The organism is Rossellomorea marisflavi, from assembly GCF_009806575.1.
Classification (GTDB): domain Bacteria; phylum Bacillota; class Bacilli; order Bacillales; family Bacillaceae_B; genus Rossellomorea; species Rossellomorea marisflavi_A.
Genome location: NZ_CP047095.1, coordinates 3481387 through 3494047, shown reverse-complemented (window position 1 = coordinate 3494047; position 12661 = coordinate 3481387). Strand labels below are relative to the sequence as shown.

The 12661-nt window shown below is 49.0% G+C and carries 16 protein-coding genes; 15 read left to right on the top strand and 1 reads right to left on the bottom strand.

The annotated features are described in order from the left end of the window. The first annotated feature begins 97 nt into the window (after positions 1 to 97). From D5E69_RS18180 to D5E69_RS18165, 4 genes are all read left to right on the top strand, one after another. Positions 98 to 664 (top strand): XRE family transcriptional regulator, encoded by a 567-nt coding sequence (locus D5E69_RS18180; protein WP_053071942.1) that lies wholly within the window; start codon positions 98 to 100, stop codon positions 662 to 664. A 181-nt stretch (positions 665 to 845) separates the two neighbouring features. Further along, positions 846 to 1223 carry a beta/alpha barrel domain-containing protein gene (locus D5E69_RS18175; protein ID WP_159129997.1) on the top strand — a complete coding sequence of 126 codons (378 nt, stop codon included), beginning with the start codon at positions 846 to 848 and terminating at the stop codon, positions 1221 to 1223. Further along, positions 1220 to 1687, top strand: a complete 468-nt coding sequence (locus D5E69_RS18170) for an endolytic transglycosylase MltG (protein WP_048007130.1) — start codon at positions 1220 to 1222, stop codon at positions 1685 to 1687. Before D5E69_RS18175 ends, D5E69_RS18170 begins: the two co-directional genes overlap by 4 nt. A 145-nt stretch (positions 1688 to 1832) precedes the next feature. Then, the gene (locus D5E69_RS18165) at positions 1833 to 2582 is read left to right on the top strand and encodes a GntR family transcriptional regulator (protein WP_249931512.1); all 750 of its coding nucleotides are present in this window, start codon (positions 1833 to 1835) and stop codon (positions 2580 to 2582) included. 67 nt (positions 2583 to 2649) lie between these two features. Here D5E69_RS18165 and D5E69_RS18160 read toward each other — a convergent pair whose 3' ends face one another. Continuing rightward, positions 2650 to 4275, bottom strand: coding sequence for an SLC13 family permease (locus D5E69_RS18160; protein WP_249931511.1), 1626 nt, complete (start codon positions 4273 to 4275; stop codon positions 2650 to 2652). A 202-nt stretch (positions 4276 to 4477) separates the two neighbouring features. Between D5E69_RS18160 and D5E69_RS18155 the strand changes: the two genes are divergently transcribed. The 11 genes from D5E69_RS18155 to D5E69_RS18105 all read left to right on the top strand — a co-directional run bounded on the left by D5E69_RS18155 (position 4478) and on the right by D5E69_RS18105 (position 12615). Next, the gene (locus D5E69_RS18155) at positions 4478 to 5578 is read left to right on the top strand and encodes a tartrate dehydrogenase (protein ID WP_159129995.1); all 1101 of its coding nucleotides are present in this window, start codon (positions 4478 to 4480) and stop codon (positions 5576 to 5578) included. An 83-nt stretch (positions 5579 to 5661) separates the two neighbouring features. Next, positions 5662 to 6501 (top strand): alpha/beta fold hydrolase, encoded by an 840-nt coding sequence (locus tag D5E69_RS18150; RefSeq protein ID WP_048013337.1) that lies wholly within the window; start codon positions 5662 to 5664, stop codon positions 6499 to 6501. Then, complete coding sequence (locus D5E69_RS18145) at positions 6488 to 6979, top strand: GNAT family N-acetyltransferase (RefSeq protein WP_159129994.1); 492 nt, start codon at positions 6488 to 6490, stop codon at positions 6977 to 6979. The genes D5E69_RS18150 and D5E69_RS18145 overlap by 14 nt, the downstream gene beginning before the upstream one ends. A gap of 91 nt (positions 6980 to 7070) precedes the next feature. Next, positions 7071 to 7694 carry a TetR/AcrR family transcriptional regulator gene (locus D5E69_RS18140; protein WP_048007125.1) on the top strand — a complete coding sequence of 208 codons (624 nt, stop codon included), beginning with the start codon at positions 7071 to 7073 and terminating at the stop codon, positions 7692 to 7694. Continuing rightward, entirely contained in the window at positions 7688 to 8950 is a 1263-nt protein-coding gene (locus D5E69_RS18135) for an MFS transporter (protein ID WP_231888667.1), read from the top strand. The genes D5E69_RS18140 and D5E69_RS18135 overlap by 7 nt, the downstream gene beginning before the upstream one ends. Before the next feature lie 2 nt (positions 8951 to 8952). Beyond that, positions 8953 to 9366 (top strand): NUDIX hydrolase, encoded by a 414-nt coding sequence (locus D5E69_RS18130; RefSeq protein WP_159129993.1) that lies wholly within the window; start codon positions 8953 to 8955, stop codon positions 9364 to 9366. Between the two features lie 186 nt (positions 9367 to 9552). Beyond that, positions 9553 to 9915, top strand: a complete 363-nt coding sequence (locus D5E69_RS18125; RefSeq protein ID WP_048007122.1) for a DMT family transporter — start codon at positions 9553 to 9555, stop codon at positions 9913 to 9915. After that, a complete protein-coding gene (locus D5E69_RS18120; RefSeq protein WP_159129992.1) occupies positions 9912 to 10313 on the top strand; it encodes a DUF5360 family protein in 402 nt (133 codons plus the stop codon). The genes D5E69_RS18125 and D5E69_RS18120 overlap by 4 nt, the downstream gene beginning before the upstream one ends. A gap of 45 nt (positions 10314 to 10358) precedes the next feature. Next, the gene (locus D5E69_RS18115; RefSeq protein ID WP_048014574.1) at positions 10359 to 10916 is read left to right on the top strand and encodes an isochorismatase family protein; all 558 of its coding nucleotides are present in this window, start codon (positions 10359 to 10361) and stop codon (positions 10914 to 10916) included. A 131-nt stretch (positions 10917 to 11047) separates the two neighbouring features. Continuing rightward, positions 11048 to 11917: an ATP-binding cassette domain-containing protein gene (locus tag D5E69_RS18110; protein ID WP_048014575.1), complete on the top strand. Its 870-nt coding sequence runs from the start codon at positions 11048 to 11050 to the stop codon at positions 11915 to 11917. Beyond that, positions 11914 to 12615, top strand: coding sequence for an ABC transporter permease (locus D5E69_RS18105; protein WP_159129991.1), 702 nt, complete (start codon positions 11914 to 11916; stop codon positions 12613 to 12615). Before D5E69_RS18110 ends, D5E69_RS18105 begins: the two co-directional genes overlap by 4 nt. Positions 12616 to 12661: the final 46 nt, after the last annotated feature.

Here is a 12661-nt window from a genome sequence, read left to right as displayed (position 1 = left end):
TAAGTATAGTAGACTATATGATAACTATAATATACCAATTACAAACCGACAACCAGCTGGTTGATGAAATTTTCCGACAATGGAAGGAGAGATGAGTATGAACACATGGGAAGATCCCGAATCGCTTGCCAAGCATATCGGAACCATCCTGAGAGACGTGCGCGGGGAACAGAATTTAAGTTTGCAGGCCCTTGCCGATTTGACCGGCGTCAGCAAACTGACCCTTGGGAACATCGAGCGTGGGGAGGCCAATCCCTCACTGACGATCATCTGGAAGATCGCCAATGGCCTGTCGATCCCGATTTCCTCTTTACTGATGGAAAAGCAGCAGGTAAAGGTGTCCAGGAAGAATGAAGGGAGCAAGGTGTTGAGTGCCGATGGTTCCCTGACCCTTGAGCCGATGTTTTCCACCTCCCACTATGGATCGCTTGAAACCCACAGGGCCTTCCTGAAGCCGCACAGTCATTATATGGCCGATGCCCATCAGACGGGAGTGAAGGAATATGTAACCGTGATGGAAGGAAGGGTGGAGGTGAGGGTGGGTGACCGGATTTATTCCCTTGAACAATACGATTCCATCCAATTCCCTGCTGATCAACCCCATGGCTATTCGAACCTGGAAGAAACCGAAGCCGTCCTGCATTTCGTGATGATCTATTCGTGAAATAGGGTGAAGAATCGTCATAAACTTGTAAAGAAAAACAGGATACAAATCCCAATGAGGTTGTTATATAATGGTATAGGTACAGGATCAAAGTCGTGTTTTGTCGATAAAAATCGAATTGTGACAGGGTTCAGGGTATAATTTAGTTTGATAAATTGTTACATAGAAGGAGGAACATAAGATGGGATGGATAATCGCCATTTTGTTTGGTGCGGCTGTTGTGCTGCTCATTTTATCGTTTGTTAAGACGAGCCAGTCGAAATATCAGCTCGAACAACAGGTTGAGCACATGTCGATTTCGGTGATGAATGAGGTGCACGAATTGGAAAAGCAGATGCGCGCCATGCAGCTGGACGCGGAAATTACCGCACAGCAGGCAGGTGCAGTACCGGCAACATCCGATGAACGCCGCGTGCTCCGAGAAATGTTAGATCTTCATAAGCGTGGATACTCCATTGAAAGCATCGCATCAGAGCAGCAGCTCCCGACCGTAGAAGTCGAACGCATGCTTACACCATATATGACAAAAAAGGCTGAAAGGAGCATGGTTGCCCAATGAGACCAAATACATTGCGCAGTTTTGCCTCAGGCCTTCTTGTCGCCGCAACCGTGACCGGCGGAGTCTACCTTTTCACCGATCAACCGGAAGCGAAAACGACGACAGCCAAACCCGAGACCAAGACCGTCAAGGAACAGATGACGGATGACGAAATGATCCAGCATCTTACGTCAAAAGGATTCGCCATCCATAAGGGTGATGAGGATAAACAGGAAGCAGAAAAAGCGGACGATCAGCCTGCAAAAGAAAAGATCGTATATAAAACCGTCCTTACTGTGTCTGACGGAATGACCAGCATCGATGTAGGGAACGCACTGGAAAAAGCCAATATCATCAAAGACGGTCTCGATTTCTACAAGCGCGTCGAAAAGCGTAAACTCGAGAACAATCTTCGTCCAGGAACGTTCGAAGTCGAGAGCGGCATGACGACGGATGAGATCATTGATAAGGTGTTCAAGAAATAATCAGCAAGGTGAGAAGGGAGCCGTTTTAGCGGACTCCCTTTTTTATATGGGAGGAATAGTTGAGAGAATGGGCGAAGCTTGGGTTTTCTGATAAAATAAGGGAAGAAAGATTCTTTCAGTAAGGAAAAGAGGGAATGAAAAGATCATGGAAAAGAAAGATCAGTCATTCAAATACATGGAAGTATCGATACATGAGACGGATATTGGGGCTAAGCTTAAGGGATTCATCGATGGGATGGAGGAGATGGCAGGGCTTCGCTTACCGCAAAAAGCGTATCACATCATGCGGATGGCGATCCGTGAACTCCTTCTTCCTCCTGGAAGCGCTGTATTGGAAAGGGAACTGGCAGAGGTGTTGGAAATGAGCCGGACACCTGTAAGGGAAGCTCTAGTGAGATTAGAGACAGACGGGATGGTCAAGATTATTCCAAGGAGAGGTTTCATCGTTGAACCAATTGTGCGGGAGGATCTTGAAGAGATTTATGAAATCGCCGAAAGCCTCGACGGGCTGGCAGCAGAGAAGGCGACAGGCACAGTGGCTGAGCCCGATTTAGAGCAGTTGGAGCTGCTGGTAAGGGAACAGGAGCAGGCCATTGAGGAAGATGATCTCATGAAATGGGCCAAACTGGATGACGAATTTCATAGCCTGATCATAAAGCTTGCCCAGCATCAACGTCTGAATGTTGTCGTCGATATCCACTCAGATCATTTATACCGGGCAAGGCTATTTACCATACATAATCGTCCGGCACCTGAACGGTCCATCCTTGAGCACAAGGCAATCATCGCCTGTATGAGGGCAAGGGATGGTGAGGCTGCCAGAAAAGTGATGCAATCACATCGTCAGCGGGCCAGGAAAGAAATCATCGGAGTCATGAGTACGATTGACCAATAGCATCCTGATCATAACCAAGCCGAGGATCCTGACACTAAGGATTCCAGGCTTGGTTATTTTTGTGATCTTACGGAATCATCCCGCTGAAAATGGCCGGAGCCAGTGTGGTCATAATCAAAAGGGAGAAGAGAAGACAAAGCAGGTTTAACCAAATACCGGTCTTTGCCATTGAACTCATTTTAATGTATCCAGTTGCGAACGCAATGGCATTTGGCGGGGCGGCTACCGGGAACATAAAAGCAAATGTAGCCCCCATGCATCCCGCTACCATTAATAGAATAGGATCTGCGTTCAAGGCAGTTGCCGCGGCGGCTACGATCGGATAGACCATCGTGGCCGTGGCCGTGTTTGATGTGAACTCAGTTAGCGCTGTGATGGTACTGATGATGAGAAGCAGTGTGAGCCACACGGGTACTTCCGTGAAATTGACCAGAAGCCCCCCGATCCATTGAGCAAGTCCGGAGCTGGTGATGCCGGCTGCAATCGCCAGTCCCCCACCGAATAGCCACAAGATCCCCCATGGCAGTTTCTTCGCAGTCTCCCAGTCCATGATACTTCCCGATTGAGTCTTCGCAGGAATGATAAACAGCGCAAACGCCGCGATGAGTGCGATGACGGTGTCGTCTATCCCGGGGATGAATGTCGAGAGAAAAAAGCTGCGTGTGATCCAGGCAAGGGCGGTGAGGGTGAAGATGGTGAGTACCACCTTTTCTTCATACCCCATGCGTCCTAATGATTGTTGCTCATTCTTGATGACTTCTTTACCACCGGACAGCTGTTTGATCCTGATCGGGTAGGCAATCTTTGTGAGATAAAACCACACGAGTGGAATGAGCACTACGACCAATGGAATACCGAAAAGCATCCATTGTGCAAAGGAGATCTCAACATCATATAGTTTTTTCACAGTGGCAGCGAGAATCGTATTGGCGGGGGCCCCGATCAATGTACCGAATCCTCCGAGAGTCGCTGCATAGGCAGTTCCGAGCATGAGGGAATGACCGAAATTAAACTCGGCATTCTCTTGGTCCAATTGGTTCTGGGACTGTTTTAATGAATGGCTGAGCTGCTTCATCACGGCAAGGGCCATCGGGATCATCAGCATCGTCGTTGCCGTATTGGAGATCCACATAGAAAGGAACCCGGTAGCAGTCATGAACCCGAGGATGATCATTCCCGGATTGGTACCGATGAACCCGATGATGCTCAGTGCAATGCGTTTATGAAGATTCCACTTTTCCATGGACAGGGCGATCATGAAACTGCCGGCAAATAAAAAGATCAGTGAATCACCGTATGAAGCAGAGACAGATCCTGTGTCCATGATGCCCAGCAGTGGGAAAAGAATCAGCGGAAGTAATGAAGTAAGAGGGATCGGTAAAGCTTCTGTCACCCACCATGTGGCGACCCATGCGACAATCCCGAGCATAGTGGAAGCCTGATCGGGGATGCTCCCGAACGTAAAGAAAAAATGGATCAGTGCAAAAAGGACGGGTCCTGTGATCAATCCTGCACGTTGAGTATTCGTATAGTTCCGCTTGTTTTCCGGTGACGGATCAGCAGGAAGTTCCCGCCCTGCCCCTGTTTGCTTGACTCTCTCTGCCCCGCCCAATCCAGTGAGATACAGGACCTGATCTTTGATCTGGTCGTTCCACCTCCATAATTGACTCCATGCACCATGAAAGGATGTCATTTCAACCATTCCCCCTTTAATTGATAACGCTTTCAATTTTTGTCAATCTATACGTCTAACTATTCTGAATATTAAACTAATGTATACGTTGATGTCAATAAAGATAGATAAAAACTTATTTTTCGTAATTTATTGACAATAATGTATTCGTTAATTATGATTGGAAGCAATAACATCTGTTGAAGATGGAGGGGGAGGAAACATGGTGGATCAAACAAATGTGTTCAAGATCGCAGTAATCCCGGGAGACGGGATCGGTGGGGAAGTTGTGGAGCAGGGGCTGAGGGTGATGAATCATCTGGCAGAGAATTCGGATGGGCGCTTCAGCTTTCAAACAGACTACTTTCCATGGGGATGTGAGTACTATCTGAAGACGGGGAAGATGATGGATGAGGATGGTGTGGATACACTCCGGGAATATGATGCCATCTATTTCGGAGCAGTCGGATTCCCTGGTGTGCCCGATCACGTCAGTCTTTGGGGCCTGAGGCTCGCCATCTGTCAAGGGATGGATCAATGGGCGAACATCAGACCGATTGAATTTTTGCCCGGGGTACCACGCAGGCTCAATCATCCCAGTGTGGATACCCTGAACTGGATACTGATCCGTGAGAATTCCGAAGGGGAATATTCAGGCATCGGCGGCCGGAATTTTTCAGGCAGGGGACCGGGGAAGGAAGTAGCCGTCCAGTCAGCGCTTTTCACGGAGCATGGGTGTGAGAGAATTATCCGTTTTGCCTTCGACCTTGCAAGGACCAGAAAGCGGAAGAAGGTCACAAGTGTCACGAAAAGCAATGCCCAGCAGTACGGTATGGTCCTATGGGATGAAGTATTTGCCCGGGTGAGTCTAGATTATCCGGATGTGGAGACGGATCAGTGGCTGGTGGATGCCATGGCAGCCAATTTCGTCCTCCGACCTGAAGAATTGGAAGTCGTCGTTGCCTCCAATCTGTTTGCCGATATTCTATCCGATCTGGGAAGTGCCCTGGCAGGAAGCCTCGGTCTGGCGGCAAGTGCCAATCTCAATCCAGAGAAAAAGAGCCCAAGTATGTTCGAGTCCGTTCATGGATCTGCCCCTGATATTGCAGGCAAGGGCATTTCAAATCCGATCGGGGCCATCGGGAGTGCAGCACTGATGCTTGATCATCTGGGGTTAAAGAAGGAAGCGGAGCAAATCCATCAGGCCATTGCCGAAACAACACGCCAAGGTATCTTGACAAGGGATATCGGGGGGCATTACGATACTGAAGAAATCACAGATGCCATTCTAAAAAACTTGGAAACCATCAATGCAAACGTATAAAGTCCAGAGTGTCCAAAAGGTCCTTCCTTTTGGGCACTTTTTTGGTAAAATAAAATAGAAAAAAATGCCATTGGAGGTACAAGATGAGAGATTATTGGATAGACAATGCCATTCATATCACGGAATGGGGGCAACAAGATCGACCTGTGATTTTCTGCCTGCACGGCCTGGGCAGTACGGCTCTCAGTTTCATTGAAATTGCTGAGGAATTAAAAGATGAATTCAGGATCATCGCCGTTGATGCACCCGGTCATGGCCGGACTGCCCCTTTTGCAAATCCGGAAGACTATGAAATGCCAAGGATGGCTGAGTGGCTGGAGGGGGTCATCCAAGCACTGAAACTGGAAGACTTCTATTTTCTCTCCCACTCCTGGGGAAGTTTCGCCCATTTATTCTATCTGTTGGAGAACCGTGACAAGGTAAGGGGCTCCATCCTGATTGACGGAGGCTACCAGGCGAAGAGCCTTGGAAGTATTAGTGAAGCCGATGAAGCCGCGTATTACCGCAAGGATTTTGAAGATTCTTGGAGTACATGGGAAGAGTTCCTGAATGAAGCGGTATACAGCGGAACCAGGAGGTCAGAAGCTCTGGACCGCGCAGGAGAAGATCTTGCTTTGATGAAGGATGGGCGATATTATTGGCACGCACGGGGGGAAACGGGTGCAGGATACGTCATGGCCATGCACCGGCATGAAGTCCTTGAGCATTATGATCGATTGCCACGGGGGATCGTCCTTTTGCGTGCAACACTGCCGCCTCATCGTGAGGAAAACCGGATTCATATGGCTACGTTGTTTAAAGATGGTGCCAAGGCGATTGTGAAGGATATCCCTCAGGCATCCCATTTGATTCATTGGGACCGACCGGATGTCATCGTGAACGAAATCAGGGAAAGCTGGGGTAAGAAAGATGATGAGAACTGAGAGATGTTCAATCGAGCGTATGACGGATAAGGATATCCCGTCCATCAGGAGGTTATATGCAGACGAAGAGGTCAGGCGATATCTTGGCGGAGTCAGGACCGATCTGGATTTTGAAGGGTTGATGGCAGTGATGGGACAGCAGCTCCACTGGGCTGTTCGCGATTTGAAGGACGGTACATTTCATGGAGGAGTATCCCTTTCGACCCATCATAATGGCCAGGATACGGAGGTGTCCTATCAGTTTTTACCGGAGTACTGGGGGAAGGGATACGCCAAGGAAGCCGTGGCTGCAGTGTTGACTCATGGCTTTCAGAAGCTGGAGCTCCATCGCATCGTGGCTGAAACCCAAGTGTTGAATGAACGATCATGCAGGCTATTGGAAAATCTCGGGATGAGAGTGGAAGAAGAAGTGGAGCGATTCGGGGCGAGGCAGGCGATTTATGCATTGACCAGGGAAGAATGGCTGTTGTCTTCTTGATTCTGAATTTTTGAAAATAGGCATTGACGATGGAAATGTTTGGGTGTATATTATTGATTGATCAATCAATCAATTTTAAGGGAGATACGCCATGAAACCATCGATGGAGGAAAAGAAGAGGCTTAAACGCGACCGGATCTTTCGTGCTGCAAGCAAAATCTTCAGCGAAAAGGGCTATTTCGAGACGACTGTAGCGGATATCGCAAAGGAAGCAGGTGTAAGCTTCGGAACGGTCTTCACTTATTTCGAGACGAAGGAAATGCTCTATGAGACCGTGATTCTGGAACAGCTTGAGGAAATCAAACCACATTTCCTCGACATCCAGGGGACGTTTACCGGTGACCCTATGGAAATCATTACGGCCATGGTCGACCGTCATGTCACGATTTTTTCAGAAAAAAGTGAATTCCTCCGCCTTGTCCAGCAGGTGTTGGCTAGGCTCGATCGCTATCCGGCCTTGTTCGAGGAGCTGGACGGCTTTGTGTCCGATTTTATTGAATCGGTGAGTCCCGTACTGGAGGAGGGACAGAAGATGGGGGTGTTCTATCCCGACCCGCATGACCTTCTGGCCCACTCCTATATGTCGACTTTGAATGGAATGCGCCTCACCTACATAGACGACCCAAGTAATCTCAGACTCTGGGAAGCGTTGAAGATACAAGCCATACGCCTCTTCGGTCCGTATCATCACCCCGGCGGTGCGAGGAAATGGTGAAACTGAAGGAAATCCATCCCAACGTCAAATTCCGGCTGGTGATGCAGTTTTTCGGCGGACTTGTCTCCATGGCCGTCATGCCGTTCCTGGCAATCTATTTTGCCGGTAAGCTCGGGGCCGCAATCACGGGTATCGTCCTGGTGGTCGTGATCCTGAGTGGCATTGCCGGCGGTTTCCTCGGGGGTACCTTGTCCGATAAATGGGGGAGGAAGAAGATCATGGTGTACGGGGAGCTCGGGCTCCTGGTCTCCTATGTCTTCATCACCCTGTGTAACTCACCATGGTTCGATCTTCCCTATGTAACAGCCTTTCTCTTCATCTTCAATATGTTCTTTGGTGGTCTGTTCAGTCCCGCAGCACAAGCTATGATCATCGACGTTACAGACTCCGCTTCTCGGAAAACCGTCTTCACCATCAGCTATTGGCTTGCCAATCTTGCCAATGCCATCGGAGGTGTCGTCGGGGCATTTCTCTTCAAAGACTACTTGTTCCAGCTCTTCATCGGCGTCACGTCCATCACGTTTATTTCTTTACTGGTCACGATCCTGTTCATCTCGGAAAGCTATTCACCTCAGGATTCCCATGAAGATGTACCTCCTGTATCCATCAGTTACAGCAGCGTGCTGAAAGATAAGCTGTTCATGTATTTCATCGTCGGGGGCATTTTGATCCTTACGTTGGAACAGTCCCTCACAAACTACATCGGCATCCGTTTTGAGCGGGATATTCCGCAGCAGACAGGAAGCGTATTCGGTTTAAGCTTTGAACTCGACGGGACCCGGCTCCTTGGATTTCTACGGACGGAAAATACACTCCTGGTCGTGGCACTATCAGCCCTCGTTCTGCTCGTGTTCAGGAAGTGGAAGGACCGGACCACCCTGCTTACTGGCCTTATTGTTTTTACAATCTGTTTCAGTGCTTTTGCGGTCACCAACAATATCCTGTTCCTCTTCATCCTCATGTTCTTCGGTACCGTGGGAGAGCTGATGTATGTACCGATCAAACAGGCGATGATTGGTGACTTGGCCCCCGAGAACGGGAGGAGTACCTACATGGCCTTCTATAGCCTCACTGGTTACGGAGCCATGATCATTGCTTCCCTTCTCATCGTCGTCGGCGAGTGGCTGTCACCGGTCTACATGGGCGGCCTCTTGCTCCTGATCGGCCTTGGTGGATCACTGTGTTATGGCATCCTCACCGCCAGGATGTCAGGAGCTGCATCGAAAGAAGTCATACTGAAAACGGAGGAAATGTAACCATGACAAAAACATGGAATGGTTCGGCAGGTGTCTGCTTCAATGATAAGTTTGAAGTCCTTCTCGTAAGAGGATTCAACTCCAACGAGTGGGCAATCCCATCAGGCGGCATCGAAGAAGACGAAACGCCTGAAGCCTGTTGCGTAAGGGAAATGATGGAGGAGACGGGATACCCCGTGAAGATCCTGAAGAAACTGAAGATCAAAACGACCGTCGTCAAAGGCTACGACGTCTGCGTTCATTACTTCCTTGTAGCGGTGAATGGCAGCCCGAAGCCCCTGAACGACCCCGATCAGTTAGTGGAAGAAGCCGCCTGGTTTTCGTTTGATGAGCTCAGCATACTCGATCACCAGTATCCCGAAGATCTTCCATTCCTTACGAGTTTATATGATGAGATCGAGAAGTCATCCCTTTAAAATGCATTAAGCTACTGAAGCGGGAATTTGGACTTCCGCAGTTCGTGCTAAAAAGAGCTTCCTTATAGATGCCAGGCACAAAAAGAGGAAAAGGTGCCAGGCACAAAAGAGGCGAAAGGTGCCAGGCACAAAAGAGACGAAAGGTGCCAGGCACAAACCCTACCCATTTAAAAGGAGTGATCTATCATGCACTGGATCTATCTCATCGCGGCCATATTGTTCGAGGTCGCGGGGACGTCGAGCATGAAGGCGTCGGAGGGCTTTACGAGAGTGGGACCGAGTATCTTATTGATGGTTTTCTATATAGCGAGTTTGTCATTTTTGACGCTTGCCTTGAAGGGACTGGATGTATCCCTTGCATATGCGGTGTGGTCGGGGATGGGCATTGTGATCATCACTTTCATCGGGGTGTTTTACTTCGGTGAGACCATCACCTGGCTGAAGGCGGTGGCGATCATCTTGATCATTGCCGGTGTGGTGATCCTGAATGTGGCAGGTGGTCACAGTACGGCAGATGCTCCGCAGATTGGGGAGGAAACGAACAGTTGAGGGTCATGAAAGGATTTTTCCTCATCACAGACATCGGGTTCATCATCTATTGGCTCGTGACATTCATGGGGTGGATTCCGCAGGAATGGGCGTTCAAGGATTATGATGATCCCCATATCGTGGCATGGAACTGGTCGTTCCTCCCACTGGATCTTCTGATTTCCACAACCGGATTAACCAGTCTCTATCTACTGAAGAGAGGCAATCCATCTTGGAAGGGCCTTGCCCTGATTTCCCTTGTGCTCACAAGCTGTTCCGGTCTGCAGGCGGTTGCCTTCTGGGCATGGATGAAGGACTTTGATGCGGCGTGGTGGGGATTCAATCTGTATCTACTACTCTACCCCTTCCTGTTCATCCCCGGACTCATAAAAACAAAGAAAGATATCCGAATAGTATGATAATATAGAAGGGATAAGCATGCCATACATAAAGGGGAAGATGAGTTGAAACAAACATTATTAATCATCGATTGTCAGCAAGATCTCATGGACGGTAGCGAAGTCGAGGTGCCGGTCTGGGAAAAGGAGCGGGTCATCTCCACAATCAATCGGGTGATTGCCAAAGCGCACGAGGAACAGGTTGATATGGTCTTCATCCGCGATGTGGATGTGGCGGAAGGAAAGGGTCCTGGATTTGAGATCCACAAGGAGATCCATGTACCGGAGAACGCTGTGATTTTTGATAAAGCAGCGACGAATTCTTTTCACGGTACCCCGCTTCTCGCCCATTTGAAGGATGCCGGCATCGGTCACCTTGTGGTGATGGGTTGCAAGACGGAGTACTGCATTGATACGGCGGTCCGGACAGCGACGGTCAACGGATTTGACGTGACACTTGTTGGAGATGGTCACACCACTTCTGACTCGAAAGCACTCCCTGCGGATAAGATCATTGCGCATCATAATGCGACGCTTCACGGCCATTATAACGTCGAGCATTTTGCCATGGTCAGGAAATCGGAAGAGGATCTGTTCATCCCGGCGCATGATCAGTACAGATAATCCGGGCACACAGTAAATAAGTGACTCCTCCTTTATGGGAAGGGAGTCGCTTTTTTTATGGAAACCGATGGGTATTTCTGTAATAATGAATAAGAATATATTTCCAAAAGAAGTGAAAGAGGGTAGAGAGCGTGTCTGCACTGCTTACGGCTGTGAATATCTCAAAAAAGTATAAACATCACCAAGTATTAAGAGAGATATCGTTCTCTTTGTACAGCAATCAAATCGTCATGCTCCGGGGAGACAATGGGGCAGGTAAGAGTACATTATTGAAATTGATAGCTGGCATGAGCAAGGTGGACGATGGAACCATCTATCATGACGTGATGCCTCTGACTATTAGTTATGTGCCGGAAATCACGCCCGGGAGCATTCCATTCACTCCGGTAGAATACTTGACTCATATGGGGAAGATCCGCGGGATGGAAGATGGATTGCTTCAAATGCGGATAACCGGGCTCCTGGAAGATTTCCGGCTGGAGTCCGTCAAAAATCAGCGTATCTCCACCTTTTCCAAAGGGATGAAGCAAAAGGTCCTCATCATGCAGGCCATGTTGGAAGAGCCGCATCTCCTTATCATGGATGAGCCCCTGTCCGGACTTGATGCCCGTGCACAGCAGGAGTTAGAGGAATTGTTTGGGCAGTTGAAAGGAACCGGGGTGGGCATCGTCTTCACCTGTCATGAATCCAGAAGGCTGAGCAGGCTTGCCGATCAGATCTTTGTTATAAAAGACAAGGGACTGGTGAAAGAGGAGCGTTTACTCAGGGGAAAATTCAGGATTGTCTTTGATATCCATTCAACAAAACTGGATCATGTAACTCCTCTTCTTGAAATGAAAAAATCACTCGAACTAACCGATGACCGGTTGCGCATGGAAGCGATGCTGGGTGAGGATGAAATGGACGGGGTGCTCCTGGCACTTCTGCAAAGAGGAGCGTCCATCAAAGAAGTAGGAGTCGACGCTTCAATGATCGAGGGAAGAGGGGTGGTTCAGTCATGATGGCGCTGTTCCGCTATTCCTTCCTTGTTCATCTGCGTACCTTTAAATCTATACCGCCCTTATTCGTATACCTATTCGTCCTGATGCTGAATTACACATATACCCCCAATCCCATTTTGGACAGCTATTCCTTTACGTCCATCGCCCTGTTCTTCATCATGGGGTGGATCACGATCACCATCTTCCATGCGGAGGACAAGGGTCAAAAAGAAGTGACGCTCATGCATGCGAGGCCGGTATGGCGCTATCATGCATCCCTTTATACTATTGCCCTGCTTAATGGCTTCGTCCTCAGCATCCTGTCGGTCGGGTATCCCTTGGTCATCGGAGGGTTCGGGGAAGGGGTGAATCAATATCATGTCATAATGGGGGTGCTTGCCCATTTCTCACTGAGCGTCTTGTCCATCTCCTTGTCGGCCCTCTTCACAAGGGAATGGATGAGGAATCCGTTAAACACATGGTGGGGGACGCTCTCGGTGCTCATCCTCACCCTGGCGTTGGCATCCATGGGGAAATGGATTGCCCCAGTGGTGATGTGGTTCCTTCCTCCCCTCTATCGCTCGCTGGATATCATGGGTATGGGCGACGATCTGTCTTCCATATCGGCGTCTGTTTACGCAAACTATGGGTGGATCCTTTTATATAGCGTCATCCTCATATGTATTTACTTTATCCTGCTGTACCGGAAACAGAAATGAAGCAATTAAAGAGCCTGCCGGATCTCGTCCGGCAGGCTCTTTCCGA

Excerpts from the sequence above, each read along its gene's own strand:
- D5E69_RS18180 (WP_053071942.1), top strand. The coding sequence starts at position 98 with ATGAACACATGGGAAGATCCCGAATCGCTTGCCAAGCATATCGGAACC.
- D5E69_RS18175 (WP_159129997.1), top strand. The coding sequence starts at position 846 with ATGGGATGGATAATCGCCATTTTGTTTGGTGCGGCTGTTGTGCTGCTC.
- D5E69_RS18170 (WP_048007130.1), top strand. The coding sequence starts at position 1,220 with ATGAGACCAAATACATTGCGCAGTTTTGCCTCAGGCCTTCTTGTCGCC.
- D5E69_RS18165 (WP_249931512.1), top strand. The coding sequence starts at position 1,833 with ATGGAAAAGAAAGATCAGTCATTCAAATACATGGAAGTATCGATACAT.
- D5E69_RS18160 (WP_249931511.1), bottom strand. The coding sequence starts at position 4,275 with ATGACATCCTTTCATGGTGCATGGAGTCAATTATGGAGGTGGAACGAC.
- D5E69_RS18155 (WP_159129995.1), top strand. The coding sequence starts at position 4,478 with ATGGTGGATCAAACAAATGTGTTCAAGATCGCAGTAATCCCGGGAGAC.
- D5E69_RS18150 (WP_048013337.1), top strand. The coding sequence starts at position 5,662 with ATGAGAGATTATTGGATAGACAATGCCATTCATATCACGGAATGGGGG.
- D5E69_RS18145 (WP_159129994.1), top strand. The coding sequence starts at position 6,488 with ATGATGAGAACTGAGAGATGTTCAATCGAGCGTATGACGGATAAGGAT.
- D5E69_RS18140 (WP_048007125.1), top strand. The coding sequence starts at position 7,071 with ATGAAACCATCGATGGAGGAAAAGAAGAGGCTTAAACGCGACCGGATC.
- D5E69_RS18135 (WP_231888667.1), top strand. The coding sequence starts at position 7,688 with ATGGTGAAACTGAAGGAAATCCATCCCAACGTCAAATTCCGGCTGGTG.
- D5E69_RS18130 (WP_159129993.1), top strand. The coding sequence starts at position 8,953 with ATGACAAAAACATGGAATGGTTCGGCAGGTGTCTGCTTCAATGATAAG.
- D5E69_RS18125 (WP_048007122.1), top strand. The coding sequence starts at position 9,553 with ATGCACTGGATCTATCTCATCGCGGCCATATTGTTCGAGGTCGCGGGG.
- D5E69_RS18105 (WP_159129991.1), top strand. The coding sequence starts at position 11,914 with ATGATGGCGCTGTTCCGCTATTCCTTCCTTGTTCATCTGCGTACCTTT.